The 26312-nt window shown below is 65.9% G+C and carries 24 protein-coding genes; 18 read left to right on the top strand and 6 right to left on the bottom strand.

Features of this window, described 5'->3' with window-relative positions; genetic code table 11:
• Positions 1-27: 27 nt before the first annotated feature.
• The 4 genes from ACZY0R_RS15355 (at position 28) to ACZY0R_RS15340 (ending at position 4091) form a co-directional block, all read left to right on the top strand.
• The gene (locus tag ACZY0R_RS15355; RefSeq protein ID WP_488859202.1) at positions 28-351 is read left to right on the top strand and encodes a ferredoxin; all 324 of its coding nucleotides are present in this window, start codon (positions 28-30) and stop codon (positions 349-351) included.
• Positions 352-412: 61 nt separating this feature from the next.
• Positions 413-745 (top strand): 2Fe-2S iron-sulfur cluster-binding protein, encoded by a 333-nt coding sequence (locus ACZY0R_RS15350; protein ID WP_488859719.1) that lies wholly within the window; start codon positions 413-415, stop codon positions 743-745.
• 226 nt (positions 746-971) lie between these two features.
• Positions 972-2513: a hypothetical protein gene (locus ACZY0R_RS15345; protein WP_488859201.1), complete on the top strand. Its 1542-nt coding sequence runs from the start codon at positions 972-974 to the stop codon at positions 2511-2513.
• 69 nt (positions 2514-2582) lie between these two features.
• Entirely contained in the window at positions 2583-4091 is a 1509-nt protein-coding gene (locus ACZY0R_RS15340; RefSeq protein WP_488859200.1) for a gamma-glutamyltransferase family protein, read from the top strand.
• Between the two features lie 33 nt (positions 4092-4124).
• Here the strand turns inward: ACZY0R_RS15340 and ACZY0R_RS15335 are convergent, their stop codons facing one another.
• Entirely contained in the window at positions 4125-5081 is a 957-nt protein-coding gene (locus ACZY0R_RS15335; RefSeq protein WP_488859199.1) for a LysR substrate-binding domain-containing protein, read from the bottom strand.
• Positions 5082-5194: 113 nt separating this feature from the next.
• Between ACZY0R_RS15335 and ACZY0R_RS15330 the strand changes: the two genes are divergently transcribed.
• On the top strand, positions 5195-5455 hold the full coding sequence (locus tag ACZY0R_RS15330; protein WP_488859198.1) for a hypothetical protein: 261 nt from the start codon (positions 5195-5197) through the stop codon (positions 5453-5455).
• A 7-nt stretch (positions 5456-5462) separates the two neighbouring features.
• Positions 5463-6695, top strand: a complete 1233-nt coding sequence (locus ACZY0R_RS15325; RefSeq protein ID WP_488859197.1) for an MFS transporter — start codon at positions 5463-5465, stop codon at positions 6693-6695.
• A 38-nt stretch (positions 6696-6733) separates the two neighbouring features.
• Here the strand turns inward: ACZY0R_RS15325 and ACZY0R_RS15320 are convergent, their stop codons facing one another.
• Positions 6734-7903, bottom strand: coding sequence for an OpgC domain-containing protein (locus ACZY0R_RS15320; protein WP_488859717.1), 1170 nt, complete (start codon positions 7901-7903; stop codon positions 6734-6736).
• 374 nt (positions 7904-8277) lie between these two features.
• On the opposite strand from ACZY0R_RS15320, the gene ACZY0R_RS15315 reads away from it, so the two are divergent.
• Together ACZY0R_RS15315 and ACZY0R_RS15310 are read left to right on the top strand one after the other, a co-directional pair.
• Positions 8278-9057 (top strand): hypothetical protein, encoded by a 780-nt coding sequence (locus ACZY0R_RS15315; protein WP_488859196.1) that lies wholly within the window; start codon positions 8278-8280, stop codon positions 9055-9057.
• A gap of 108 nt (positions 9058-9165) precedes the next feature.
• A complete protein-coding gene (locus tag ACZY0R_RS15310) occupies positions 9166-10431 on the top strand; it encodes a serine hydrolase domain-containing protein (RefSeq protein WP_488859195.1) in 1266 nt (421 codons plus the stop codon).
• A gap of 201 nt (positions 10432-10632) precedes the next feature.
• Here ACZY0R_RS15310 and ACZY0R_RS15305 read toward each other — a convergent pair whose 3' ends face one another.
• On the bottom strand, positions 10633-11796 hold the full coding sequence (locus ACZY0R_RS15305; RefSeq protein ID WP_488859715.1) for an acyl-CoA dehydrogenase family protein: 1164 nt from the start codon (positions 11794-11796) through the stop codon (positions 10633-10635).
• A gap of 224 nt (positions 11797-12020) precedes the next feature.
• Here ACZY0R_RS15305 and ACZY0R_RS15300 point away from each other — a divergent pair, with 224 nt between their 5' ends.
• From ACZY0R_RS15300 to ACZY0R_RS15285, 4 genes are all read left to right on the top strand, one after another.
• Complete coding sequence (locus ACZY0R_RS15300; RefSeq protein WP_488859194.1) at positions 12021-13847, top strand: TetR family transcriptional regulator; 1827 nt, start codon at positions 12021-12023, stop codon at positions 13845-13847.
• A gap of 52 nt (positions 13848-13899) precedes the next feature.
• Positions 13900-14991: a hypothetical protein gene (locus tag ACZY0R_RS15295; protein ID WP_488859193.1), complete on the top strand. Its 1092-nt coding sequence runs from the start codon at positions 13900-13902 to the stop codon at positions 14989-14991.
• A 152-nt stretch (positions 14992-15143) separates the two neighbouring features.
• Positions 15144-15284, top strand: coding sequence for a hypothetical protein (locus tag ACZY0R_RS15290; protein WP_488859192.1), 141 nt, complete (start codon positions 15144-15146; stop codon positions 15282-15284).
• Positions 15285-15356: 72 nt separating this feature from the next.
• Positions 15357-16331: a Bug family tripartite tricarboxylate transporter substrate binding protein gene (locus ACZY0R_RS15285; RefSeq protein WP_488859191.1), complete on the top strand. Its 975-nt coding sequence runs from the start codon at positions 15357-15359 to the stop codon at positions 16329-16331.
• 350 nt (positions 16332-16681) lie between these two features.
• On the opposite strand, the gene ACZY0R_RS15280 is transcribed toward ACZY0R_RS15285, so the two are convergent.
• Both ACZY0R_RS15280 and ACZY0R_RS15275 read right to left on the bottom strand, forming a co-directional pair.
• Entirely contained in the window at positions 16682-17428 is a 747-nt protein-coding gene (locus ACZY0R_RS15280) for a hypothetical protein (RefSeq protein ID WP_488859190.1), read from the bottom strand.
• Positions 17429-18011: 583 nt separating this feature from the next.
• Entirely contained in the window at positions 18012-18935 is a 924-nt protein-coding gene (locus ACZY0R_RS15275) for a LysR substrate-binding domain-containing protein (RefSeq protein ID WP_488859189.1), read from the bottom strand.
• Positions 18936-19042: 107 nt separating this feature from the next.
• On the opposite strand from ACZY0R_RS15275, the gene ACZY0R_RS15270 reads away from it, so the two are divergent.
• The 6 genes from ACZY0R_RS15270 (at position 19043) to ACZY0R_RS15245 (ending at position 25222) form a co-directional block, all read left to right on the top strand.
• Positions 19043-19291: a hypothetical protein gene (locus ACZY0R_RS15270; RefSeq protein WP_488859188.1), complete on the top strand. Its 249-nt coding sequence runs from the start codon at positions 19043-19045 to the stop codon at positions 19289-19291.
• Between the two features lie 71 nt (positions 19292-19362).
• A complete protein-coding gene (locus ACZY0R_RS15265; RefSeq protein ID WP_488859187.1) occupies positions 19363-20181 on the top strand; it encodes a crotonase/enoyl-CoA hydratase family protein in 819 nt (272 codons plus the stop codon).
• A gap of 159 nt (positions 20182-20340) precedes the next feature.
• Entirely contained in the window at positions 20341-21639 is a 1299-nt protein-coding gene (locus ACZY0R_RS15260; RefSeq protein WP_488859186.1) for an MFS transporter, read from the top strand.
• 328 nt (positions 21640-21967) lie between these two features.
• Positions 21968-23521: a class I adenylate-forming enzyme family protein gene (locus tag ACZY0R_RS15255; RefSeq protein WP_488859185.1), complete on the top strand. Its 1554-nt coding sequence runs from the start codon at positions 21968-21970 to the stop codon at positions 23519-23521.
• A 131-nt stretch (positions 23522-23652) separates the two neighbouring features.
• Positions 23653-24819, top strand: a complete 1167-nt coding sequence (locus ACZY0R_RS15250; protein ID WP_488859184.1) for a thiolase domain-containing protein — start codon at positions 23653-23655, stop codon at positions 24817-24819.
• 4 nt (positions 24820-24823) lie between these two features.
• A complete protein-coding gene (locus ACZY0R_RS15245; protein WP_488859183.1) occupies positions 24824-25222 on the top strand; it encodes a Zn-ribbon domain-containing OB-fold protein in 399 nt (132 codons plus the stop codon).
• A gap of 55 nt (positions 25223-25277) precedes the next feature.
• Here ACZY0R_RS15245 and ACZY0R_RS15240 read toward each other — a convergent pair whose 3' ends face one another.
• Entirely contained in the window at positions 25278-26255 is a 978-nt protein-coding gene (locus ACZY0R_RS15240; RefSeq protein ID WP_488859182.1) for a Bug family tripartite tricarboxylate transporter substrate binding protein, read from the bottom strand.
• Positions 26256-26312 lie beyond the last annotated feature (57 nt).

The following is a 26312-nucleotide window of genomic DNA, read 5'->3' as shown; positions in this document are numbered from 1 at the left end:
CACCAGCAACCACCAGGCAGCGCAGTCATGTACGTGATACTCAGCAGCAAACCGGGGCAATTCAGGACCGAACTGGTCGAGGGGCTGGTGGCCGTCGAGGCATACGACTATCTCTTCTACGGCCGCAAGACCGCGCACTTCGTCATCGCCGAAATGGCGTACCCGGTCAAGGTGAAGGTGATCGAGGAATCCAGCCAGGATGCCGATGCCGCCAGCCGGCAGGCGCCGGCCATCAATTACGTGCCCTCGAAATTCCTCGACAAGTTCGACACGCTGCAGGAAGCCCGCGACGAGCTCAAGCGCCTGGCCACCTTCGGCAGCATGGACATCTCACTGGTAAGGCGTGAATAACGCGCGCTGAATAAACCGAGTATGGCCGGCACAGCGCCGGGCAGCCCCCTCATGCAATCGGATCGTTTCCATGATTGAAATCACCTTTGTCAGTAACGGCGGCAAGGTCGTCAGCGCCCCCGAGAACAGCAACCTGCTGCGCGTTTCCCTGCGCGAGAAAGGCGGCATCCCCTTCAAGTGCGGCGGCGGTCTGTGCGGCACCTGCAAGTGCAAGATCGAACGCGGACTGGGGTTCACCGACGCCATCAAGCCCAAGGAACGCAAACATCTGACGGAGGCGCAGTTTGGCGAAGGCTACCGCATGGCCTGCCAGACCTTCGTCAACGGCGATATCAGCGTGTCCTGGGAAGTCCAGGTGAGCCCGGCGAAGGCCGTCGGGGCAGTCGCCGGATAAGTCCGCGCCAGTCGCCGTGGCCTGCCCGCCCCGGCGCAAGCACGGCACCCGGCCACAACGTGACGCAACGCGCGCACGGCCTCCATGAAGGGGAACTGCAGCGCACTTGCGCTCCGGGCGGCCACGCAATTGGTTGCCGCGCCGGCGCCAGGCCAGCTACGATGCCCCCTCGGCACAGACCGGCGGCCCCCACCCGGCCACGCCGGCACAGGAGACAAGCCCCCAAATGGAATCACATATCGCCCTGGGCGCGGCCCACTGGGTCTATCTCGCTGGCGTCCTTGCCATCGTGCTGACGATGGTGTTTCGCGCCAACGTGGTCGTGCCCGCGATCATCGCGACCTTCCTCGTCACGCTGGCCTGGACCCATAGCCCGGTCAGCGCACTGGCAAGCATCTTCAACGCCAGCTTCGTGGCCGCGCGCGAGTTGTTCAATATCTTCCTGGTGATCGCGCTGATGACGGCGCTGCTCAATTCGCTCAAAGCGCTGCGCTCCGACGTGCGCATGGTGGAGCCTTTCCGCGCGGTGATGAAGAACGGCCACGCCGCCTACTTCATGCTGGCCGCCATCACGTACACCATCTCGCTGTTCTTCTGGCCCACGCCTGCCATTCCCCTGGTATCCGCCATCCTGCTGCCCGCCGCGATCGCCGCCGGCCTGCCGCCGCTGGCCGGCGCCATGGCCATCGCCATCGCGGGCCAGGGCACCGCGCTGTCGTCCGATTATGTGATCGGGGTGGCGCCGGGCATCAGCGCAAAGGCAGCCGGGGCCGCGGTCAGCGCCGCCATGGTGGCGGACCGCGCGCTGGTGCTGTCGCTGATCACCGGCGGCATCGCGCTCACGATGGCTTACTTTTCCATCCGCGCCCAGATCCGTCCCGCCAATGCCGGCCACCTGGCCCGCTGGCAAGGCCGCGCGCACGATGCCGGCCTGGCCAGCGCCGAAACCGCCGGCAGCTTCGACAAAAGCGCACTGGCGCGCGGCACCGCGCACGACGAGCCGCTCGGCACCAATGCCAATATCGCGCGCAGCCTGTCGATGGTGGAGCTTCGCCAGATCAAGTGGTCGAAGGTGTTTGCCGTGCTGACGCCGGTAGCGTTCGCCGCCGTGATCGCGTTGATGGTCGTGCCCAGGCTGGGCCTGGGCGTGGCCGAACTCAAGGGCGGCGAGGCGGCCGCCATGGTGGGCGGCATGGCAGCGCTGCTGATGATCCTGTGCACACTGGCGGCCGAGGGCCCGCGCAAGATGCTGGATGTCAGCGCGGAGCACATCACCGATGGTTTTGTCTTTGCCTTCAAGGCGATGGGCTCCGTGCTGCCGATCGCCGGCTTCTTCTTCATCGGCGCGGGCGATACCGCCGGCGCCATCCTGCACATCGGCCCCGGCCATGCGCCGAGCCTGCTGTTCGAACTGATCCAGGGCGCCGGGCAATGGATTCCCAACAACCACGTCATGGTGGCCTTCGGCGTGCTGCTGGTGGGCATGATCACAGGCATCGACGGCTCCGGCTTTGCCGGCCTGCCGCTGACCGGCACGCTGGCTGGCGCGCTGGGCCCGACTGTCGGCATCGACGCAGCCACGCTGTGCGCGGTGGGCCAGATGGGCGCGGTCTGGACCGGTGGCGGCACGCTGATTGCATGGTCCTCGCTGGTGGCCATCACCGGCTTCGCGCGCGTGCCGGTGCTCGATGCGGTGCGGGCGTTGCTGATACCGGTGCTGGCGGGTCTTGCCGTATCGACGATGTGCGCCGTGGTGCTGTGGCGGTGAGGAACCGCTCACGCATGCCGCTGCGTCAAACCCGATTGAACCGAATCTGACTCCCCTGGAACGCCACGCATGAGAACGACAGCTTTCGCCAATCCTGCCGCCAGCCCTGCCATCGCCGGCGGCGAAGGCGTGCGCGCCGCGCACTGCATGGTCGCCACCGGCCACCCGCTCGCCGCCGAGGCCGCGCTACAGGTACTGCGCGAAGGCGGCAGCGCCATCGACGCGGCGCTCGCGGCCGATGCCATCCTGGGCGTGGTGGAGCCGATGGCCACCGGCATCGGTGGCGACATGCTGGCCATGATCGTCGAGCCCGATGGCCACGCCGTGAGCTACAACGGCACCGGCCGCGCGCCCGCCGCGTTCCCGATGGAGGCGCTGGCGGCCCTGCCCAGGCAGCGCATCCCCGAACGCCACGCCCTGTCGCTGACCACACCCGGCGCGGTGCGCGGCTGGGAAGACTTGCACCGCCGCTACGGCCGGCTGGAGTGGAAACGGCTGCTCGCCCCCGCCATTGCGCTGGCGCGCAACGGCTTCGCGGTAGCACCAGTGGCGGCGCGGGAATGGGCCTTGTTCGACCAGGTGCTGCATCAAGATCCGGTCTGCGCCGCGCTTTATCGCGCTGGCCGGCCCCCGGCCGCCGGCGAAACCTTCAGCAATCCGGAGCTGGCCGCCACACTGGCCGCGATTGCCGCCGAAGGCGCCGATGCCTATTACCTCGGAAAACCCGCCCAGGCCGCCGAAGCGGCCAGCCGCCATGCCGGCGGCGCGCTGGCAGCGGCCGACTTCGCGGCCCACCGGGGCGATTTCTGCACACCCGTCTCCACCGGCTTCCGCGGCCTGACCATCCTCGAATGCCCGCCCAACACGCACGGCGTCGCCATCCTGCATGCGCTGGACGAACTGGGTGAACTCGATCCCGCCATGCTGGCGCAGGACGATCCCGCAGCCGTGGTGCGTACCGTGCAGGCCATGGGCCGCGCCATGCGGTACGCCAGCGAAACCGTGGCGGACCCGGCCGGCAACACCGTCTGCACCGTGGTGGTGGATCGCGATGGACTGGCGGTCACGCTGATGACCAGCATCTTCAAGCGCTTCGGCTCGGGCATTGCCGTGCCCGGTTGCGGCTTCGTGCTGCAGAACCGCGGCTTCGGCTTTGCCGGCCCCGGCCATATCAACAGCCCTGCCCCCGGCAAGCGCCCCTATCACACCGTGGTGCCCGGCGCGGCGCTGCGCGACGGCCGCTTCCACGCCGGCTTCGGCGTGGTGGGCGGGCTGATGCAGCCGCAGGGCCAGCTGCAGTTGCTGGTCAGGCTGGCCGCCTGGCAACAGCCGCTGCAGGCCGCGCTCGACGCGCCGCGCTGGCGCCTCGAATCCGATACCGCCCTTGCCATCGAAGCCGGCATGCCGCCGGACATCGTGCGGGCCCTGCGCGAAGCTGGCTACGCGGACCCCGCCGGCCTGGGCGAACTCGGCGGGCGCAGCGATTTCGGCGGCGCGCAGATCGTCATGCGCGATGCGTCGGGCGCGCTGCTCGGCGCCTCGGACAAACGCAAGGACGGCATCGCGCTGGGCGAGTAGCGCCCCGCCCGGCGCGCCGGCCGCGCGTCAGGATCACTGTTTTTGTTCTCCTGCCATCGCACCAGGCGTCTTCCCCGGCCCCAACGCCCGCAGGCCGGAAGAAGCGCGCGCACCCTCGCGCGCCAGCCAGCCGGCAAACACACTCAATGCGCTTGCTGCTTCGCGGTCCATCCGAAATAGCATATGAAACCCCTGGTCGCGCAGTACCACGTCGGGGAACAACTGGCACAGGCGGCCCGAGGCCAGGTCCTCGTCCACGAGTGCCAGCGAGCCGATGGCAATCCCGAGATCGGCCGTGGCTGCCTGCAGGCTGAGAAAGAAGTGCTCGTACAAATGCCCTCCCAGCGGCCCGGCCGGCACCACGCCTGCTGCCGCCAGCCAGCGCGCCCACGCGTCGCGCCGGCTGCTCAGATGCAGAAGGGAAGCACGCAGGCAATCCCCGGGGACCGATACCGGATGCTGCGCCAGGTAGCGCGGCGAGGCGAGCGGTGCCGAAACATCGTCCAGGAAGCGGACGCATTCATGACCGGCGCGCGACATCGGCGCTCGCCGGATGATCAGGTCGAACGGCTCCTTCAGCTCATCAATGCCATCGGTGGCGGAAGTCGTCACGCGAATTTCAATGCGCGGGTTCGCGATCTGGAACGACGACAGGCGCGGGATCAGCCAGCGCATCGCGATTGACGGTGTGGTGTTGACGCGCACGATGCGCTGCTCTCCTGCTCGCGCGAACTGCTCCGCCGCGAGCGCGATGCGATCCAGGCTTGCTTTCACCTCGGCGTAGAACAGCAGCGCGGCTTCGGTCGGCTCGACCCCGCGCACGCTGCGCACAAATAAGGGACGGCCGAAATGGGTTTCCAGCAGGCGGATCTGCTGGCTTACCGCGCTATGCGTGATGTGAAGCTCCGCTGCCGCCAGCGTCAGGCTCCTGGCGCGGGCCGCAGCTTCAAAGACCTTCAGCGCCTTCAAGGGTGGGAGCCGTGCCGTCATGATGTCAGTTTTTCTAATGGGTATGACAGGAAATGTCGCTTTTCCTGACCAGAGCTGGCTCTTATCCTGCCGCTAATGACTCTTTTATGACAATGCGCCCGGCCAATATTGCAATGCCACTGCTCGACAGAAATTCTAACAACAAGTCAGTCTCCGCCATAGGCCGGATACCGGCGCGGCCTCTGATCGGGCACCTGCGCGGCATCCTGCGGTACCTGCAACGGGAACGGCCGTCGGACATCGCGTACTGGCAATGCGGCGAGCTGGCCATCCTGGCCGCCGCAAGTTGCCACGAAGACCTCGAATGGCGCCAGCGCGCACTGCTGCGCCGCGATCAGGAAGCGGCGCGCAGACTGTGGACCCTTTCGCTCTGAGCGCGCGATGAGTGCATCACTCGACATGGAGCGGGCCGAGACCAGCGGCGAGAGCAGCGTCGCTCGCGTGCTGGCACTGGGCACGGCGCAGATCGTCGGCTGGGGGTCGTCGACCTATCTCCCCGCAGTGATCTCCGCACCTGCCTGCAAAGACCTGGGCATGACTTCGGGGATCTTCTTCGGGGGCTTCTCGGTCGCACTGGTGGCAATGGCGTGCACGGGACCCGCCATCGGCCGGTACATCGACCGCAATGGCGGCAGACGGGTACTGTTATCGTCAAATATCGTGCTGGCCGCCGGTCTGCTGATGCTGTCGCAAGCGGGTAGCACGGCCGGACTGTATGCCGCCTGGTGCGTGATGGGCCTGGGCATGGCGATGGGCCTTTACGATGCCGTCTTCGCGGCGCTCGTTGCACAGCACGCGAAGGCAGCCAGCCGCCTGATCGTCGGCGTCAGCCTGGTCGGCGGCTTCGCCAGCACCGTTGGCTGGCCGGCATCCACCTGGATGATCGAGCACTGGGGCTGGCGGTCGTGCTGCCAGGCATGGGCCGCGGCCCATTTGCTGATTGCCCTGCCGGTGCATTGGCGCCTGGTCCCGGCCGGGCGCACCGCGCCCCGGCACACGCCAGCCGCGCAGCCGGCCGCGAGCGCGATCAAGACCCCTGGCAAGCATGCGCGCGAACTCGGGCTGCTCTGCTTGTTTTCCGGCGCTACCGCCTTCGTGACATCGGCGATGGCCGTTCATCTCCCGGCACTGCTGCTAGCCAAGGGAGCGACGCTCGGGCAGGCGGTGTTCGCCGGCATCCTGCTTGGACCCGCGCAGGTCGCCGCCCGGCTGGTGGAGTACGGCCTGACACAGCGCCTGAGGATCCACCCGCTGATGACCGCCCGTGTTGCCACGGCGCTGCATCCCGTGGCTTGCGTCTCCCTGGGTCTGTTCGGAATATCGTCAGGGCTGGGGCCGCTCTTCTCCATCCTGCACGGCGCCGGGAACGGCATGATCTCGGTGGCGCGTGGGGTTCTTCCTCTGGCGCTGTTCGGGCCAAACGGCTACGGCGCGGTGACCGGACGGCTGGCGGTATTCGGCAGGACGGCGCAGGCGTTCGCACCCGTCGCCTTCGCATTCGTCCTGGATAAGGGCGGGCCGGGCGCCGCCATTTCCTTGTCCGGCGCGCTCTCGATGGCAGCGTTGCTGGCGCTGCTCCGGCTGCGTTCAGGCAGCGGCGGCCAAGTATCCTAACGGGTGCAGGCCGCACGACCTGCCTGACCAAAGGCGGCCTAGGCGAGCGCCTTCCGCCCTTCCTTCCGCCCTTCCTTGCTCTCTTCTCTCCGCGCCTCTTTCCTCTCTTCCTTGCGCCGCCCGTACCGGCCGCCGATTACCAGCAGCAGTGCCACCGCCACGATGTCGCCACCCAGCGCGATGGGCCGCGAGGGCCGCCCGCCGGCAATGCCGTGGGTAAAGCCCTCGATCACCACCGACACCACTGCGCCAAAGACAAAGCAGAACAGGCTGTGGCGGCCGATCTGCACGACCGGCCCCATCACCGATGCCAGCCGCGCCACCCAGCCCGCGCGCACCGCGAGGTAGCACAGCCAGGCCAGCCCGAGAAAGCTCACGATACGCAGCGCCGCCAGGCTCTTCTTGGGCAGCGGAAACACCATGGTCGGCAGCCACGCGGGCAGCCACGGCTCGTACACATGCGGACGCATCCACAGGTAGGCCAGCAACACGCAGGACAGGGTCACCGCCACCGCCAGCCCTGTCACAACCCAGCGCACCAGCGCCTGGCGCGGCAGGATGATATCGGGCCGCAGGCGCGCCATCAGGCCCAGGCCGAACAGCAGTTGCCAGGCGAAGGGGTTGAAGCTCCAGCCATTGCCATCGCTGCTCGGCAGCAGCGGGGTGAGCATCGGCGCCATCAGCCAGAGCAACGCGCTCGCGCCGACAAAAGTCAGCGGCATGGCCCGCGCCATACGGATTGCCAGCGGCGCGAACAGGATGAAGACCGCGTACATCGGCAGCACGTCGGAGACAAAGGGCTGCCGCGCCACGCTGAACACCTCGATCAGCGTGCTGAACGGATGCGCCATGAAGACCGGTGCCTCCGTGGAGCGGATCGCCGGTGCGGGCACCCGCGCCAGCGCCAACAGCAAACCAAAGACCAGCATCAGCACGCCGGTCAGCACGAACGCCTTGTAGATCTCCCAGCTGCGGCGGATCAGGCGGTTCTGCGCGGCGGATGCGCCATGCCGCGCCTCCATGGCTATGTAGGCCGCCCCTGCCGAATAGCCGGCCAGGAAGACAAAAATCTCCGCCGCGTCGAAGAACGCGAAATTGCGGATGGTGTAATCGGCCAGCACGCTGCCGTTCACGTGGTCCACCACAATGAAGATCAGCGCGATGCCGCGAATCAGGTCAACCTCAGTTCTGCGCTGGGTTTCGATCATGGACAAAAGCAACTCCTGCAATACCTGGTAATCCGGGCGCCCCGACAAAGCGTCCGGATGTCTCCGAGGCCACAAATCCATGGCCCCTGTTTATTCAATATGTATGATTCAGCACCTGAACGCAGCCGGTTGGCTTTCGGGCGCTGCTGGTTCGTCACATGGCTTTGTCCCTGAATACCGGAAAAAGTGCGACGGACGTGCCCGCTGGCGAGGACGGCAAAAAGCCCTGGCAACGCGGCGCCAGGGCGAGATGATACGGCATATTGGGGATTACCCTAGGGGGGGGGCAGCAGGAGCCTAGGTGCAGGAAGAGCCTGCGCCGGCGTTCCAGAGGGATCGGCTATCATCCGCCTCATAACACCGCACACAAGCCGATGACCACCAACAACGCGCTATCCGACTGGACTCGTGATTTCCATCAGGTGTGCGACAACAGGGCCTTCCTGTTCTATGTCGTGTTCGGCGCCAACGCCAGGAACCTTCGCCTGTCGCGCAGCCAGTATCGCTGCGACGGCGTGCCGGATGGCCTGGAGTTGCTAGCCTACGGTTCCGGCCGCCATCCCGAAGTGCTCGACTCGTTCCGGGATGGCTACCTCTGGGAAGCATTGCAGGCCAGGCAGCCCGCGCTGGCCGAAGCCATCGCCGCGCAGACGGAATGCGTGGTGCTGCGAGGGACGTTTGCGGACGAAGCCACGCTGAACTATTTCCGCAACACCATCGGCCTGCTGACGTGCATGCTGGATTGCGGCGGTGTGGCAATCTACGATCCGCAGAGCCTTACGTGGTGGTCGCGCTCCGACTGGAAGACCAAGGTCTTCGAGCCGGGGCTACCGCAGCCGGGCGAGCATGTCGTCATTCTGGTTTCCGACGAGGACGATGGAACTCAGTGGTTCCACACACGCGGCATGCGCAAGTTCGGCCGGCCCGACCTGAGCCTGCGCAGCGTGCCAGCCGGTTACCGGGAGGCCGTGGTGGACCTGTTCAATCGTTTTATCGACCTCCATGCATATGGTGGCGTGATTGCCGAAGGCCAGGAAATCCACATGCGAACGCTGCCGGAAGGCATGATCTGCGTACATGGCGGCGATGAAGACGACCCGGATTTCAATAATGTCCACGTGGAGATCATGTGGCCATCGGCGCCGGGTCGGTAGGTCGGTAAGCGGGCTGGGCCGCCGTGGACAATGACGCCAACCTGGCCTGGGACTTCGTCACATCGCCGGTGTAGCTCAAGGACATGAAGGCAATAACCAGGAGGAGACATGGATATGCAAGGCAGGAAAACGCAGGGGATGTCCCGGGAGCGGCTCGGCCGGGTCGAACGATTCGTCGACGAAGCCTATGTCGCGACCGGCAAGCTGCCCGGCGCCCTCATCCAGGTGTGGCGGCGCGGCGAGCTGGTCCTGAACTCGGTGCTGGGCCTGGCCGACCGCGAGCGGCAGGTTCCGTTGGCCGAGGATTCGATCTTCCGCATCTACTCGATGAGCAAGCCCGTCACCTCGGTGGCGGTCATGATGCTGGTCGAGGAATGCAAGATCGCCCTGGACGATCCGGTCAGCAAGTACATCCCGGCATGGGAAGACCTCGGTGTCTACAACGGCGGCTTCATGGAGAGCTTCCAGACGCGCCAGGCTGCGCGCCCGATGCTGGTGGTCGACCTGCTGCGCCACACCTCCGGCCTGACCTATGGCTTCCAGCAAAACACCAACGTCGACGCGGCCTACCGCAAGCTGAAGCTGGGCGAACTCGCCACCGACGGCACGCTCGACGACATGATCGAAAAGCTGGCCAAGCTGCCGCTCGAGTTCTCGCCGGGCGAGGCCTGGAACTACTCGGTCTCCACCGACGTGCTTGGCTACCTCGTCGGCAAGGTCAGCGGAATCCCTTTCGAGACCTTCCTGAAAGAACGGATATTCGATCCGCTGGGCATGATAGATACCGCCTTCCACGTGCCGGAAGAGAAGGCCTCGCGCTTTTGCGCCTGCTACGCCGTCGGCACGCTCGGTTCGAAGGTGGTATCCACGCGCGAGCCGGTACTGCAGGACGATCCCCTCACCAGCCCCTACCTGAAGCCGCCCGGCTTCGTCTCCGGCGGCGGCGGCCTGGTGTCCACCGCCGCCGACTACATGCGCTTCGCACGCATGTTGCTGCAAGGCGGCGAACTGGACGGAGTGCGCCTGCTGGGGACGAAGACGCTGACGCTGATGACATCCAACCATCTACCCGGCGGGGTGGACCTGCCACGCATGTCGCGCTCGATGTTCAGCGAGGCCAACTACGATGGCGTCGGCTTCGGACTCGGCTTCGCCACCACGGTGGCGCCGGCGGCCACCCTGATCCCCGGCAGCGCCGGCGACTTCTTCTGGGGCGGCGCGGCCAGCACCTTCTTCTGGGTCGATCCGCAGGAGGACCTGATCGGACTGTTCCTGACCCAGCTCCTGCCCTCCTCCGCCTACCCGGTGCGCCGCCAACTGCGCACGCTGGTCTACAGCGCGATCACGGAGGCGGGGGCGCCCGGCGAGCCGTGACACACGATGTCGAGCCTGAGTTCGGATTGAAGCGTGCGTGGATGTCGTCGGCTGCCGCGCCTTCGGTGTAGCTCAGCCCGAGGTTGGCCTTCGGCTGATTGACTGGAGCCACGGTCGCGAGACCGGGGCGCCATCGAGGAGGGCGTGGTGAGCGACCGCCAAGACATGGCCGGCTCACCTCCAACGTCGCCAACCACCGGGTTACCCCTGCCGCATCACCTCCCGCGCCACAATCAACTTCTGCACCTCCGTCGCGCCCTCGTAAATACGAAGAGCCCGTATCTCCCGATACAGGCTCTCCATGATCCCGCCAACCTGCACGCCGCGCGCACCGAACAGCTGCAGTGCACCGTCCACCACCGCCTGTGCATTCTCGGTGGCTGTCATCTTGGCCATGGCCGCTTCGCGCGTGGTGGAGAGCTTCTGCACATCGCGTCGCCATGCAGCGCGGTAGGTCAGCAGGGCGGCCGAATCGATCATCGCAGCCATCTCACCAAGCTTGGCTTGTGTGAGCTGCATCTCCCCTAAAGCCGCACCGAAGATCTGCCGCGATCCAGCATGTGCCACCGCCTCGTCGAACGCCCGCCGCGCGAACCCCAGCGCAGCACCCGCCACCGAGACCCGAAAAATATCAAGCGTACGCATGGCGAGCTTGAATCCCTCACCAGGCACACCAAGCAATCGCTCAGCAGGAATCCGCATCTCATCGAAGCGCAGCGTTGCCAGCGGGTGCGGCGCCATCACATCGATGCGCTCAGCAATGGAGAAGCCCGGATCGTCGGGATAGACGACGAACGCAGAAATGCCGCGCGTGCCGGGCGCTTCGCCGGTGCGGGCGAACAGCACGTAGAGATCAGCGATGCCGCCGTTGGAGATCCACGTCTTCTCGCCGGTGACCACATAGTGCGCGCCGTCGCGACGTGCGCTGCATGACATCGCGCCGACGTCGGAGCCGGCGTCTTTTTCGGAGAGCGCGAAGGCGGGGATCAGTTCGCCGCGCAGCACCTTGGGCAGGACGTCGGCCTTGAGCGCTTCGGAGCCGGCGAGGCTAATCGGGCCGCTGCCCAGGCCTTGCATGGCGAATGAGAAGTCGGCGAGGCCGTCGCGGTAGGCCAGTGCTTCGCGGGCTAGTGCCAGGCGGCGGGATTCGATTTCCGGGGCGAGGCCGCCGTAGGCTGCCGGTACGCATGCGCGCAGCAGGCCGGCCTTGCCCAGTTGTGCGACCAGCCGGCGGCAGCTTGCGTCAACTTGGTGATGATCGACATTGTCGAGGGCGCCGCTGTCGGCAAACTCGTCGACGCTTTGCACAAAGGCACGATGACCGGGATCGAAGAAGGGCCACGCGAGGTAGTCGCGCTGGTGCATCGGCGGGAAGGATCGACGGCTTGCGTCGCGCTGCGGATCTCGGCTCATATCGCGTCCCTGCGTGAGTAATGCAATTCAGCGTAGTACATACCGTTTAGTATGTAAACCCGTGAGGATCTTTTACGCGGGCACTATCTGATAGGGATTTCCCGGTTGCCTTATGACAATTCACCATCTAGCATACTCGTCAGTATGTTCGCTGAAGCCATCCTGGAAACCCATCGATGACGCTGATCTGGAACCCTTCGCTGGACCCCGCCGCCGCTCGCTGGCGAAGCCAGGCGGGCGCGCTGCAATCGGATGCCACCGCGGCAGTCACGCCAGCCAGCTTGCGCGAATCCGGCTTGCTGAAGATGTTCCGGCCACGGCCACAAGCAGGCTTTGCCGCATCCACCAGCGCCGTGATTTCCGTTGTTGAGGCCTTAGCCGCGTGCAGCCCACAGCTATCCACGCTATTGGGTGCGACGCTGGCCGGTGCGGGCCCCATCCTGCAACTCGGCACGAACCAGCAGAAGAAAATGTGGCTGGGCCAGCTTGGCGACGACGACACCTTGCCGCCCTTGCTGGTTGATCAAGATCATGACGCCGCCGCGGCAGACGAATCGGGCTTCAACGCGACGCACGATGCGCAAACCTGGGCCCTGCGCGGAACAGGGCGCTACGCCGGTTCAGCCGAGATGGCTGGCGCGTTTGTCGTGCTTGCTGCCAGCTCACGGGATTCCGGTGCGAATCCGTTGTCCGCGTTCATCGTCCCGCCCGATACATCCGGCATCGCCCTGGAGGAGAACGATGCCTACGACGCCTCCGGCGGAACACTAACGCTGGATGTCCGCCTGCCGCCCTCGCTGCTACTCGGCCCCGCAGGCAGTGCGCAAGCCGCGATGGAATCCGCGGCCGCCGCCCACCGCATTGCCGCCGCCGCACAGGCTACGGGCCTCTGCCTGGCGGCTTACAACGAAGCGTACCGGGTTGTCCGCGCGGAGGGTCACGGCGCGGCACCTTCGCGCGCGGCGCTGGAACTAGCCGCCTGCGCCACCGCCATCTCCGCCACACGCATGATGCTGTACGAAGCCGCACGCGCCGCCGACAAGGGCGAGAGCATCGCGCTGCCAAGTGCCATGGCGATGCTGTCCGCCAACGAATGCGCGGACCGCGTCATGGCTGCCAGCTTGCAGATCGCGGGCGGCCATCCCGCCGCCGATGCCGCCCGCATGCAGGCGCTGCTGCGTGCGCGGCGCATACAGCAGGCAGTCGCCGCCGCCAACATCTTGCGGGCACAGACGGCACTCCTGGCCGGCGCCATCGCCCCGTCATCGCACACCAGAAAAGGAGGCACGCGCGCCATGCGCAAGAATCCATCCATGCCCACGCCCGCATCCACGGCACGCACCAGCGAAACGCCCGGCCGCGTCACCGAGATCCTCGATGCCGCAGCAAACGCCTTCACCCAGCAAAGCTATGACGCCACCACGCTGGACTACATCGGCGACGTGATCGGCGTCACCAAGGGCAGCATCTACTACCACTACCGCAGCAAGGCGGACCTGTTCGTGGCGGTGTACCGCCGCGCCATGGAAATGAACATCGAGACGATCACGCCGATCGCGCAGCAAGAGGGTGCTCGCGCTATCGATCGCCTCTACCGTATGGCCTATGCGCATTCGCTGCAGGTGATGAAGCACCTTTCCTACCAGCGCCTGGCCGTGCAGGGGCTGGAGGCGCAACTGATGGACCGCGTGACGGATGAACAGCGCGCGCAGCTCAAGGAGGTGATCGGCCTGCGCGATCACTACGAGAAGCTGTTCGTCAAAGTCATCACGCAGGCCATCGAGGCCGGCGACCTCCCGCAGCAAAGCCCGCGCCTGGCCGTGAAGCCACTGTTCGGCGCGATCAACGGCACCACCATGTGGTACCAGCCGCGCGCGGGCGAGACCGCGGCGGACCGCGACCGGATCGCCGCGCAGCTGGCGGGCTTTGTGGTGTCGGGACTGATGCAGACCTATCAGCCTGTGGCTGAGCCTGGGCCGCAGGCCGTGCGCGAAGCAAGCTGAAGCCCTGGGCCACCCGCACCGCGCCAGCAAAAACACAACTATGGAGACACGCATGCAGACCAGCCAAACGCGCACCCAAGCCACGCCCACTGCCGACGCCGCCAAATGGTCCGCCGTAGCCGAGTGGTACCACGCTTACTTCACCGGCCTAGTCATGACCATGGTCACCCGCCGCAGCGCGCGCGAGGCGTCGGAGCTGGTGTTCCACATTTTCCGCCGCCAGCACCTGGAGCGCTTTCTCCCCGGACTGGAAAAGCTCGGCCTGCAAGGCCTGCCGCCCGCCATTGCCGCCGCGCGCTACCACTACCTCTCCAACGCCATCGGCGGGGTCAAGGTCGAGTACATGGAGGAGTCGCCGCGCAAGGCATGGGTACGCTACGCACCGCCGCGCTGGGCGTGGCAAGGGACCGCCGTCTGCGCCATTCCCGGCGAGGTCTCGCGCGCGGTGCTGCGCGGTTGGCATGCGCACAACGGCGTGTCGCTCGGCACGCAGCGCCTGGGCTTTGTCTGCACCAAGCAGACCATGGACGGGCAGCCAGGGCTGGAAGGCTACTACTACGAGTACGACCACGACATCTCGCCCGACGAGCGCCTGCGCTTCGCGCGCGGCGAAGCGGCGCCGGATTTTGATCCCGCGCGGGCGCCGGTGCTGCCTACCGCAAGCTGGCCGGAGGAACGGCTGCAGAAAGCACGCCGCAACTACGCGATGGAATACGTGCGCACCGCGCTGCCCGAACTGGTCGGCTTGTACGGCCCGTTCGACGCCGCGTACCTGGGCGGCATCACCGGCCAGCTGATCGGCATGCAGTTCTACAGCGAGACCGCCACCGCCATGGGCCTGCCCAACCACGGCGACGCGACGGACTTCGCCCGCTTCATGGTGACGCTGGCCCGCGCCCAGGGCGACGAGGCCGAACTGGTTTCCAGCGGCCCACATCCCTGCGTGCGCCAGGCAAGCTGGAAGCTGATGTCCGGCATTGCCGACCTGCACGGCGGCGCCTTCGATGCGTGGAACTGCCTGCTCGATGGCGCGCTCAGCGCGCACAACCGGCATCTGGCGCTAAAGGTGACGCGCCGCCTGGACGAAGGCGATGAGGCCTTCGAATGGCAGATCGTGCCGCGCGGCAAACCCGGCAAATTCTGACGCATCCGCTCACACGAGCCAGCGCACCGCACCCAATCGCTTCCCCACAGAGCCACGGGGAATGCGCGAGCGTGCCCGGAGCCGGTTCAAAGCCAGCACGAGGCAGGGAAAAGCCAACCGGATCACGCCCCTTGCACGTGGAGGAGACCACCATGCAACAGCAAAGCCTGAACGGCCTGCGCGTCATCGATGCCTCACGTGTGCTCGCTGGCCCCTACCACCTCGAAGCCATCGACGCCATCAGCGGGCAGAAAAGCGAGGCAGAGACACCCGCCGAAGACGCCTCATCCTGAAACAGAAGGAGAAGGCAGAAGGCAGCAAGCCGCAACGACGCGGCCACATCCCAATCGCCACCGGAGACCGCCGTGAAACTCAAGCACATTGCCTTGCTGGCCACCCTCGCCATTGCCTACCTCACAGGAGCCCGAGCGCAAGCCGCGGATGACTTCCCCACCAAGCCCATCCGCGTCATCTCCCCGCACCAAGCCGGCTCCACCACCGAGCTCTTCGGCCGCCTGCTGGTCCCCGAAATGAGCGAGCTGCTCGGCCAGTCCGTCTTCATCGAATCCAAGGCAGGCGCCGCCGGCACCATCGGCGCACGCGAGGTCGCGCTCAGCAAGCCAGACGGCTACACCGTACTCATCAACGCCTCCATCCAGGTGATGTATCCCGGCATGTTCAAGAGCCTGCCGTTCGACCCGCTCAAAGACTTCACGCCGGTAGGTGTCTTCGGCTTCGCACCCATGGTGGTCGTGGTAGGCGCGCAATCCAGGCTCACCAGCTTCCCGAACATGCTCGACACCGCCCGAGCCAACCCCGGCAAACTCACCTTTGCCTCCGGCGGCCTCGGGTCGCTGCCGCACCTGGTTGGTGAACTGGTCAACCTGCGTAGCCACACCAACATCGCCCATGTGGCCTACAACGGAACTGGGCAGGCATTGACCGATGTGATGGGTGGACATGTCGACATCCTCTATGCGTCGGTGGCCAGTGCCGTGCCCTTGATCAAGAGTGGGAAGTTGCGAGCGTTGGCGGTGACTTCCGCTGCGCGGATTGATTCGTTGCCTAACGTGCCAACGATTGCGGAGTCGGGACTGGCGGATTTTGATGTGACGTCCTGGTATGCGATGTGGGCGCCCAAGGGGACGCCGACTGAGGTGGTGGCGCGGTTGAACAAGGCGATGCGGGAAGCTTCGGGGATGCCAGCGGTGCGGGAGCGGTTGCAGGTTAATGGGGTGATTGGTAGCAAGCTCAGCGCTGCTGAGTTTGCTCGCTTCTCGGCTGCGGAGAGTGTGAAATGGCTGGATGTGATGAAGCGGGCAAACGTGCAGCCGAATTGAGGGCTGGTGTCGGGCGTCTCCACACCATTGGATGAGCTGTATTAGCTGGGACTCGGTCCAGAAACTGGCCAGACCATAGTTCGGACCTGAAAACCACATCGCACACGTCGGCTAGGCCAAGCTTCCGGGTCCGTCGAATGCCTCGCAGCACACGCCCCCAACGCACAATCGAGCGGTGGTGGCGGCTTGCTTGGCGGCGCCGAAGATCCGCGCTGCGCTCTACACCCCACCAAAATCTGCCTTGACGCACCGCACATCACAGCCTCCAGCCCAGCCGCCCTGCACCGCGCCCCATCCGCCAAAACGCCCCTGCCATCCTGCCAGGGGCGCGCCGACCAATATGCCGATGATTACTGCGCTACCGAGCCTGCCGAAACGCCGGCAGTCGTGGCCTTCGTCGCCTGCTCCATGAAGAACGCCGCGCGCAGCCTTGAGACAGCAGCTTGCGTGCTCTGGTCCACCGACTTCATCAGGTTGCCATATTCCGGCGCCTCGTCCCACGCGCCGGTTACCGGCGTGCCGACCTGTACCGGCTCATACCATTGCAGACGGTTGGTGTGCAGATCGATCAACTGGCCCACGAGCGACACATAGCCCTCTGGTGCGCCAAGCGGCATGAAGCCGTAGTACTGGCGCCTCGTGCCAAGCCAGCGCGGCACCACCAGCAGCAACCGGTCCGCACCGTATTGTTTTGCCAGCGGCCGGTAGTCCATCTCGGCGATGCCGTCTCCGGAGCCTTCCGTGAATTTCTTGAATTGCTCCCTATCCAGGGGTTCAGGCACCAATACGACCTTGATCTGCCGCGACTCCAGGCCCTTCGCAAATTCCTGCGGCAGCGCCTTCACCATGGAGAAATCCTGGCGCTGCAAACGCTCCACGATTGCCTGCGCGTTGGCCTTGTTGATCGCGTAGTCAAGAATCCCCTGCGCCCCGATCATGCTGTGGTTGGGCTCCGGCAGCTTTTGCACGGCCACGGCCACCGTGCTCGTCCGGTCATCGAAGAGCTTCGTGGAGGCGGGGATCGGCTTTTGCACGACAGCACAACCAGCCAGCAAACTTAGCGCCAGGAACAGCCCGGCAAGACGGATACGACCCATGATTTTCCTTGTTGATTTACGTCATCGAACGCAGCGCTGGCGGCAACCCTCGGCCAATTCCCGCTTAGCCAGGCTTGCCTCATCACGTCGTGCATTCTCTTTTTTGCCGGTGGCGCTCCCGTGCCCGCAGATGGAAGGGGACGTCAATCAAGCTACGTGTCATGGCGGCGCCATTACCGACATCGCCTTTCACGCCCCTGGCGCCCGCAGCCCCGGATCGGGGCGAGACACAGGCGCATCACCAACGCCTCGTTGGTATCGGCTTCGAAGTGGGCGTCCTGTACCCCACTGAAGTCTGGCTTGACGCCTTGAACCGCCATCCGCCGGAACTCGCGGCCAAGCTGGAGGAATCTGGGGGAGGAAGCCCGGGGAAGCCATTTATTCGCGCTGCGATTCGGACAGGTCTAGCGAAATAGCTCTGGCTATAGGAGGAATATTCTTAATTGGATTTGCGGAGATTTCCGATCTTCAACAATCCATTTTCGAAAGACGCCAGTCGCGCGCGGGAAACCAGTGCGCTTCGTCGCTTGCGAAAATCGGCCGCGCCAACGCGCGGTCTCACTTTTGCCGCTGACCGCCCCCCTCACCCAATCACCTCTCCCGCCAACTCCATCTCAAGCCAGGCCCGAAACCGGTCCACCCCAGGCCGCACCACGCTCGATGCCACAATCTGGTAGGTCGGCCCCTCTGCCACATGCTCGGGCAGGACCACCTGCAACTGCCCGCTCTTGAGCATCGGCAATACCATCGGCGTACGCCCTATCGCAATCCCCGCCTGCTGGGCGGCGGCATTCAGCACATGCGCATACTGCGAAAAATACAGGCAAGCCTGCTTGGACGAGCGCATCAGGCCCAGGCGCTGATACCACTGTGTCCACGACATCCAGTCAAAGCGGGCGCCGGGGTCATGGAACACCAGCAAAGGCGTATCGAGGATCTGCCGCGCCTCGGTAATGCGTGCCGCCACGGCCGGCGCGGCCACCAGCAGCAGGCGCTCTTGCAGCAGTGGGCGGGGATCGTCCCGGCCAAGGGGATGCGCGTTGAGCCGGATGGCGAGGTCGAAGCCTTCGCGTTCGAGGTTAAGCATCGCTTCCGAGGCATCGATGCGAACGTCGATGCCGGGCTCGGCCGCCTGGAATCGCGCCAGTTTGGGCACCAGCCAGAGCGAGGCGAAGGACGGCGTGGTGGTGACGGCGATGGAGATGCGGTCGACGGCAAGCAGGCGGTCGATGGCGGCGCCTAGCTGGCCGATCGACAAACTCGCCGCTTCAAAGAGCTGGCGGCCTTCCGGTGTCAGGCTCAGGCCCTTGCCGCCGCGCAGGAACAGCGCCGCGCCAAGCACGTCCTCCAGGCTCTTGACCTGTTTGCTGACCGCCGACTGGGTGATGCAAAGCTCTTCGGCGGCGGCGGTGAAACTCAGGTGGCGCGCCGCGGATTCGAAGCCGCGCAGGGCTTCGAGCGACATGGCGCGCAACGCATTGGTCGAGGCTCGGCTCAGGATTGACATGACGGCCAGGCATACCCTTGATGAAAAAGCTTCCGGGCGGCCCTGGCGGTTCCCGGCAAGAATGCAAGCACCGCTCCAGAAATTGGCGCGCTCGCCAGGAGGCTATCGTGAGTACTACGCAAGGCAACTGGATCCTCGGCCCGGACCCGCTGCGGATCCCGCTCGGAATGGGATCTTACCTGATCTGCACGGAGGGCATGGTGTGGCTCACGCAGCAGTCTGCCGCGCTGGAAGCGGCTGGCCGCGACACGATACTGGCATGCGGCGAATGCTTTTGCGCCGGGCGGGAGGCGGTGGTCTTTGTTTCCAGCTTTCGCGGCCGCCCGGCACGCATCGCCGTTCGCGCAACGGCCTGACCATTTCGCATAGCCTGCGCCAGCACGGATCCATCCAGCCAAGACAATGAGGACAAGCAAGGGATGCCAACATGACCGATATTACCGACATGGCCAACGCAAAAGACCTGGTGCAATACGAACAACTCGGCCAGCATGCATTGTTGACACTGAACCGCCCCGGCAAGCTTAACGCCCTGAGCTATCCGCTCATCGATGCGCTGATGGACAGGCTCGATGCTCTTGAGGCCGACCCCGCCGTGCGTTGCGTCATCCTTACCGGCAGCGGTACGCGCGCCTTCAGCGCGGGCGCCGACATTGCAGGCTTCGCGCCGGACATCGCGGCTTCGCCGGAACAGGCGCTGCGCAGCTTCCTGCAGCGGGGACAGGCCATGACGCGGCGCATCGAAGCCTTCCCCAAGCCGGTCATCGCGGCGGTCAACGGCCTGGCTTTCGGCGGCGGCTGCGAGACCGTGGAAGCCTGCAGCCTGGCCATCGCGGCCGGGCACGCTACCTTTGCCAAACCCGAGATCAAGCTGGGCTTCCCGCCCACCTTCGGCGGCACCCAGCGCCTGCCGCGCCATGTGGGCCGCAAGCGCGCCAATGAAATGATCCTGACAGGCGAGCCCATCGACGCGGACACCGCGCTGCGGTTCGGCCTGGTCAATCAGGTAGTGGATGCCGCTGACCTGCTGCCCGCCTGCCTGCGGCTAGCCGACCGGATTGCGCGGCATTCATCGATTGCCGTCACCGCCTCGCTGCGCGCGGTCACGCGAGGCATCAACCTGCCGATCGACGAAGGCCTGGCGGTGGAAGCCATGCAGTTCATGATCGCCGCAGGTTCGCTCGATGCGCGCGAAGGCAGCCGCGCCTTCGTCGAAAAGCGGCCGGCGGCGTTTCGCGGGGCGTGAGCGGGCGTACCAGCCGTGGCGAAGCACTGGCGCTGGCACGCGCCGGGCTGGCAATGGCCGCTTGCAGCGCATATATTGACCAGCACAAGCGCGGCCAACTGGCCGGCCATCCGCCTCTGGCGGCGGATGGCCGGGACAGCGTGCCAAAGGAGACTGGCGATGCAAGCGGAGATGGCAGGCACGGCCGCACTCGACTCCTCCAGACTGGGCGCGGTGCTGCGCGTCACCAGCGGCAACTTCCTCGAACAGTTCGATTTCTTCCTGTTCGGCTTTTACGCCACCTATATCTCTCACGCTTTCTTTCCGGCCAATAGCGAGTTCGCCTCGCTGATGCTGACCTTCGCCGTGTTTGGCGCGGGGTTCCTGATGCGCCCGCTGGGTGCCATCATGCTGGGTGCCTATTTCGACAAGGTGGGGCGCCGCAAGGGACTGATCGTGACGCTGTCGCTTATGGCGAGCGGCACCATCCTGATCGCCCTCGTGCCAGGCTATGCCACCATCGGCCTGCTGGCGCCGCTGCTGGTGCTCACCGGCCGCCTGTTGCAGGGCTTCTCCGCGGGCGCCGAACTGGGCGGGGTTTCGGTCTACCTGGCTGAAATGGCAACGCCGGGCCACAAGGGCTTCTATACCGCCTGGCAGTCGGCCAGCCAGCAGATCGCCATCATCGTGGCGGCCGGGCTCGGCTTTGGCCTGAACCACTGGCTGACCGCCGAGGAACTGGGTACCTGGGGCTGGCGCATCCCGTTCTTTATCGGCTGCCTGATCGTGCCTTTCCTTTTCGTGCTGCGCCGTTCGTTGCAGGAAACCGTGGAGTTCCGCGCCCGCCGCCACCATCCCAGCACGCGCGAGGTATTCGATTCCATGCTGCGCAACTGGCGCACGGTGCTGGCCGGCATGCTGCTGGTGGCAATGACCACCACCACCTTTTACCTGATCACCGTCTATACCCCGACCTTTGGCAAGACGGTGCTCAAGCTCAGCACCGCCGACAGCCTGGCGGTGACGCTGTGCGTGGGCATCTCCAACTTTATCTGGCTGCCTGTTGGCGGCGCGCTCTCCGACCGCATCGGCCGCCGTCCTATCCTGCTGGCGATTTCCGGCATCGCCCTGGCCACAGCCTATCCCGCGCTATCGTGGCTGGCCGGCGCACCCAGCTTCGAACGCATGCTGCTGGTGCTGCTGTGCCTCTCCTGCCTCTTCGGCATGTACAACGGCGCCATGGTGGTGGCGCTGACCGAGGTGATGCCGGTCGAGGTGCGGGTGGCGGGTTTCTCGCTGGCCTACAGCCTGGCCACGGCCGTGTTCGGCGGGTTTACGCCGGCAGTGTCGACCTACCTGATCGAGGCCACCGGCGACAAGGCCGCGCCGGGTTACTGGATGTCCTTTGCCGCCGCGTGCGGGTTGCTGGCCACCATCATCCTGTATCGCAAGGCGCGCCCCGTGGCCAGGGCATTTTGACGACAATCAGGCACCGGTTGATGGCTTAAGCAAGCGCCGCAAACAGCGTGATTTGGCGGGGATGCGAGAGGCAGCGCCGGCCCCTTGCGCACCGTTTCCGCACCGTTTGTGCACCGCACCAACCATTCCCGGCAAGCCCCTCTTCCAAAAAGCCAAATTGTCGAAGCCGGCACAAGGCGCGACACTCCGTACCTGCAGCGGGCGCCACGGGCGCGGCGGGCAAGCCATCGCCCGCCCGGCATTGCGCCCGCCAGCCTGGCACGAGAACAAGGCAGCATGCCAGCCACGCGATAAGCAGGATCACCCCGAGAGCCACAACGGCAGCCCTATGTCACTGACAAGCACTGACTTCACCCCGCTCGCCGCCCTGGTCGACGCTCAGGCCACGCTACGGCCGCGGCACCCGGCCGTGGTGCTGGACCAGCGCACCATCGACTTCGCCGGCCTGAACCGGCTCGCTGACCACGTCGCCGCCGCGCTGCAGCGCGATGGCGTACCGGCGCAGGGGGCAGTGGCCATCTGCGCGGCAACCTCGATCGAATACGTCGCCGCCTTCCTCGGCAGCCTGCGCGCCGGCGTGGCGGTGGCGCCGCTGTCCCCGGCCCTGAACCCGGAGACGCTGCGCGGCATGGTGCAGGATTCGGGGGCGCTCCGGCTGTTTATCGACGCCGGCACGCGCTGCGCCTTGCAAGGGCTGGAAGCCGAACTCGGGATTCCTTGCATCGCGCTGGACGACAGCGGCGCGGGCCTGGCCTTCACGGAGTGGCTGGCACCCCCGGGCGCGCGCCCGGCGAGCGTCGACGTGCAGCCCGACTGGGCCTTCAACCTGATCTACTCGTCCGGCACCACCGGCGTGCCCAAGGGCATCATCCAGCCCTTCGGCATGCGCTCGTCGCACGTGCAGCGCGCCACCCAGGGCGGCTACGGGCCCGACAGCGTGGCGCTGCTATCTACCCCGCTGTACTCCAACACCACGCTGGTCAGCCTGTTTCCCACCTTGTCGCTGGGCGGCACCGTGGTGCTGATGCGCAAGTTCGACGCCGGCCAGTATCTCGAACTGGCGGCCAGGCACCGTGTCACCCACACCATGCTGGTGCCGGTGCAGTACCAGCGCATCCTGGCGCATCCGGATTTCGCCCGCACCGACTTGTCGTCGTTCCGCTACAAATTTTGCACCAGCGCGCCCTTCGCCGCCGCACTGAAGGCTGAAGTGCTGGCACGCTGGCCCGGCGCGCTGATCGAGTACTACGGCATGACCGAGGGCGGCGGGCGGTGCGAGCTGCGCGCGCATGAACATCCGGACAAGTTGCACACGGTCGGGCGCCCCTCCGCGGATACCGATATGCGGCTGCTGGACGACAATGGCCGGGAGTTACCGGCCGATGCGCCGGCCGGCACGCCGGGCGAGATCGTCGGGCACTCGCCCGCGATGATGTCCGGCTACCACAATCATCCGGAGAAGACCGCTGAGGCCGAGTGGTTCGATGCCACCGGCAAGCGCTTCATCCGCACGGGCGATGTCGGCTACTTCGATGCCGACGGCTTCCTCGTCCTGATGGACCGCAAGAAGGACATGGTCATCTCCGGTGGCTTCAATATCTATCCGAGCGATATCGAGGCGGTACTGCTGGAGCATGCGGACATCGCCGACGCGGCCGTGGTCGGCGTGCCCTCGGAACGCTGGGGCGAAACGCCAGTGGCCTTCGTGGTGCTGCAGCCGGGCGCCACGGCCGATACAGCCGGACTGCTGGACTGGGTCAACGGACGGCTTGAAAAAATGCAGCGGCTTGCCGCACTGGTGTTGACGGACGAACTGCCGCGCAACGCCATTGGTAAAGTGCTCAAGCGTGACTTGCGCGAACAGTACGGGCGCGCGCCCTGAGCACGAAGCTTGCGGCAACAAGCGAGAACGCGAAGCATCTGTTTTAATCATTTCGCCGATTCGATGATTCCATGATTCATTGATTCGACGATTGCAGGACAACAAAGTACCCCGAACAACCAGGGAGACCCATGAGCATCAACGGCAAGGCATATATCGTCGGGGCCTACGAGCACCCGACCCGCAAGGCACCGGACAAGACCGTCGCGCAACTGCACGCCGAGTGCGCCAAGGGCGCGCTGGAAGACGCCGGACTCAGCCTGCAGGACGTGGACGGCTATTTCTGCGCGGGCGACGCGCCCGGCCTCGGCGCGCTCAACATGGTCGACTACCTCGGCCTGAAGGTGCGCCACGTCGACTCCACCGACACCGGCGGCTCGGCGTACCTCGTCCACGTGTCGCACGCCGCGCAGGCCATCGCCGCCGGCAAGTGCAATGTGGCGCTGATCACGCTGGCGGGGCGGCCGCGCTCGGAAGGGTCGAGCGGCACGCAGGCGCGCAACTGGGGCGCCAACCTGCCCGACCAGCCGTTCGAGGCGCCGTTCAACCCGGTTACGGTGAATCTGTACGCGATGGTGGCAATGCGCCATATGTATCAGTACGGCACCACCAGCGAGCAGCTGGCGTGGATCAAGGTCGCAGCGTCGCATCATGCCCAGCACAATCCCCACGCCATGCTGCGCGATGTGGTGACGGTGGACGACGTGCTGAACTCGGCAATGATCTCCGATCCGCTCCGCAAGCTCGACTGCTGCGTGGTGTCCGACGGCGGCGGCGCGCTCATCGTGGCGCGTCCGGAAATCGCCGCCAGGCTCAAGCGCCCCAAGGTCAAGATCCTCGGCGCCGGCGAGGCCGTCAAGGGCCAGCTCTGCGGCATGGTCGACCTGAGCTGGTCGGGCGCCGCCATCTCGGGCCCGGTCGCCTTTGAAGAAGCCGGCATCCGGCCGTCCGATATCAAATACGCCTCGATCTACGACAGCTTCACCATCACGGTGCTGATGCAGCTGGAAGACCTGGGCTTCTGCAAGAAGGGCGAAGGCGGCAAGTTCGTGGCCGACGGCAACCTGATTTCCGGCGTGGGCAAGCTGCCCTTCAATACGGACGGCGGCGGCCTGTGCAACAACCATCCCGCCAACCGCGGCGGCATCACCAAGGTGATCGAGGCCGTGCGCCAGTTGCGCGGCGAAGCGCACCCGGCCGTGCAGGTCAGGAACTGCGACCTGGCGCTGGCCCAGGGCACCGGCGGCTATCTCGGCTCGCGCCATGGCAGCGCCACCTTGATCATGGAACGGGAGTAACAAGATGAGCACACCTTACACAGCCACTCCCCTCAAGTCGCCGCAAGTCGCGCCGGACAATACCGAGTTCTGGGAAGCCGCACGTGAGGGCCGCCTGCTGGTCAAGCACTGCAAGTCCTGCGGCAAGCCGCACTGGTACCCGCGCACGCTGTGCCCGTTCTGCATGGGCGAGACCGAATGGAAACAGGCTTCCGGCCGCGGCACCATCTATTCGTTCAGCGTCACGCGCCGCGCGGGTCCCACGCCCTTCTGCATCGCCTATGTGGCGCTGGAAGAGGGCGTGACCATGATGACCAACATCGTGGATTGCGACCTGGATACCGTGCGTATCGGGCAGGAAGTGAAACTCGTGTTCACGCCGACGGAGGATGGGCCGCCCATGCCCACCTTCACGCCGCGCTAAGCGGAGTCAGCGCAAGAAGGCCCGCGGCCAGGCCGCGGCGCCGGTCACACGGGCATCAGTCCACGCCGGCTCCGGACGACCTGACGGCGTTGCCCCAGGTGCCGATCTGCGTGACGATGAACTTGCCGAAGTCCGCCCGGCTAAGCGTGCCGGCTTCGGCGCCCTCCTGCGCCAGCCGCTTCCTTACCTCTGGCACAACCAGCGTTGCGGCAATCGCCTTGCTCAACTTGTCCAGCACCGCCGGCGGGGTACCGGCAGGCGCCACCACGCCATGCCAGGAAACGGCCTGGAAACCCGGCAGCCCCGATTCCGCCATGGTGGGCACGGCGGGCAGCGCCGCACTGCGCGCCGGCGAGGTCACGGCCAGTGCCCGCACCGCACCCGCCTTGATATGCGGCAGCACGGCCGGCAACGTGGTGAACATGAAATCGATCTGCCCGCCAACCAGATCCGTAATGGCTGGCGCGCCGCCCTTGTACGGTACATGCAGGAATGACAGCGCCGCCTCATTCTTGTACATCTCGCCCGCCAGATGCCCCGGCGTGCCGGCGCCGGCCGAACCCATATTGGCCCCTCCCGCCTTCGCTCTGATGTAGCGGGTCAACTCAGACAGGTTCCGGACCGGAACGCGCTTGCCCACCACCAGCACGTTCGGCACGGTGGCCAGCAGCGCGACGGGCGCGAAGTCCTTCGCCGCATCATAGGAAATCTTCCGGTACAGCGTGGGATTGATGCCGTGCGTGCTGGCGGTGGCCAGCAACAAGGTGTAGCCGTCTGGCGCGGCCTGCGCAACCTGCTTGGCGGCAATTGTGCCGTTGGCCCCGCCCCGGTTGTCCACCAGCACGGTCTGCCCGAGGGTCTTGCCGATCTCCGCGGCAACGGTGCGGGCAAGGATGTCGGATGTCCCGCCTGCGGGGTGCGGCACGACCAGGGTGATTGGCCTGGCCGGATACTCCTGGGCGCCGGCTGGCAGGGCAAGCATGGCCGCTGCCAGCGCGCACGCCGAGATGCCAAAGGTGCGGATTCGCTTCATGGATGTCTCCTGTGTATATCGTGTATTCGAACGGGTATCGGGGGGAGGAATGAGGTG

Source organism: Cupriavidus sp. F041 (assembly GCF_057814235.1).
Note: the sequence above shows the minus strand (reverse complement) of the source record. Positions and strands in the feature narration are given on the sequence as shown.

Bases quoted from the DNA above. Each gene is read 5' to 3' on its own strand.
- ACZY0R_RS15355 (WP_488859202.1), top strand. From the start codon at position 28: ATGTACGTGATACTCAGCAGCAAACCGGGGCAATTCAGGACCGAACTG.
- ACZY0R_RS15345 (WP_488859201.1), top strand. From the start codon at position 972: ATGGAATCACATATCGCCCTGGGCGCGGCCCACTGGGTCTATCTCGCT.
- ACZY0R_RS15340 (WP_488859200.1), top strand. From the start codon at position 2,583: ATGAGAACGACAGCTTTCGCCAATCCTGCCGCCAGCCCTGCCATCGCC.
- ACZY0R_RS15335 (WP_488859199.1), bottom strand. From the start codon at position 5,081: ATGACGGCACGGCTCCCACCCTTGAAGGCGCTGAAGGTCTTTGAAGCT.
- ACZY0R_RS15330 (WP_488859198.1), top strand. From the start codon at position 5,195: ATGCCACTGCTCGACAGAAATTCTAACAACAAGTCAGTCTCCGCCATA.
- ACZY0R_RS15325 (WP_488859197.1), top strand. From the start codon at position 5,463: ATGAGTGCATCACTCGACATGGAGCGGGCCGAGACCAGCGGCGAGAGC.
- ACZY0R_RS15320 (WP_488859717.1), bottom strand. From the start codon at position 7,903: ATGATCGAAACCCAGCGCAGAACTGAGGTTGACCTGATTCGCGGCATC.
- ACZY0R_RS15315 (WP_488859196.1), top strand. From the start codon at position 8,278: ATGACCACCAACAACGCGCTATCCGACTGGACTCGTGATTTCCATCAG.
- ACZY0R_RS15310 (WP_488859195.1), top strand. From the start codon at position 9,166: ATGGATATGCAAGGCAGGAAAACGCAGGGGATGTCCCGGGAGCGGCTC.
- ACZY0R_RS15305 (WP_488859715.1), bottom strand. From the start codon at position 11,796: ATGCACCAGCGCGACTACCTCGCGTGGCCCTTCTTCGATCCCGGTCAT.
- ACZY0R_RS15300 (WP_488859194.1), top strand. From the start codon at position 12,021: ATGACGCTGATCTGGAACCCTTCGCTGGACCCCGCCGCCGCTCGCTGG.
- ACZY0R_RS15295 (WP_488859193.1), top strand. From the start codon at position 13,900: ATGCAGACCAGCCAAACGCGCACCCAAGCCACGCCCACTGCCGACGCC.
- ACZY0R_RS15290 (WP_488859192.1), top strand. From the start codon at position 15,144: ATGCAACAGCAAAGCCTGAACGGCCTGCGCGTCATCGATGCCTCACGT.
- ACZY0R_RS15280 (WP_488859190.1), bottom strand. From the start codon at position 17,428: ATGGGTCGTATCCGTCTTGCCGGGCTGTTCCTGGCGCTAAGTTTGCTG.
- ACZY0R_RS15275 (WP_488859189.1), bottom strand. From the start codon at position 18,935: ATGTCAATCCTGAGCCGAGCCTCGACCAATGCGTTGCGCGCCATGTCG.
- ACZY0R_RS15265 (WP_488859187.1), top strand. From the start codon at position 19,363: ATGACCGATATTACCGACATGGCCAACGCAAAAGACCTGGTGCAATAC.
- ACZY0R_RS15260 (WP_488859186.1), top strand. From the start codon at position 20,341: ATGCAAGCGGAGATGGCAGGCACGGCCGCACTCGACTCCTCCAGACTG.
- ACZY0R_RS15255 (WP_488859185.1), top strand. From the start codon at position 21,968: ATGTCACTGACAAGCACTGACTTCACCCCGCTCGCCGCCCTGGTCGAC.
- ACZY0R_RS15250 (WP_488859184.1), top strand. From the start codon at position 23,653: ATGAGCATCAACGGCAAGGCATATATCGTCGGGGCCTACGAGCACCCG.
- ACZY0R_RS15245 (WP_488859183.1), top strand. From the start codon at position 24,824: ATGAGCACACCTTACACAGCCACTCCCCTCAAGTCGCCGCAAGTCGCG.
- ACZY0R_RS15240 (WP_488859182.1), bottom strand. From the start codon at position 26,255: ATGAAGCGAATCCGCACCTTTGGCATCTCGGCGTGCGCGCTGGCAGCG.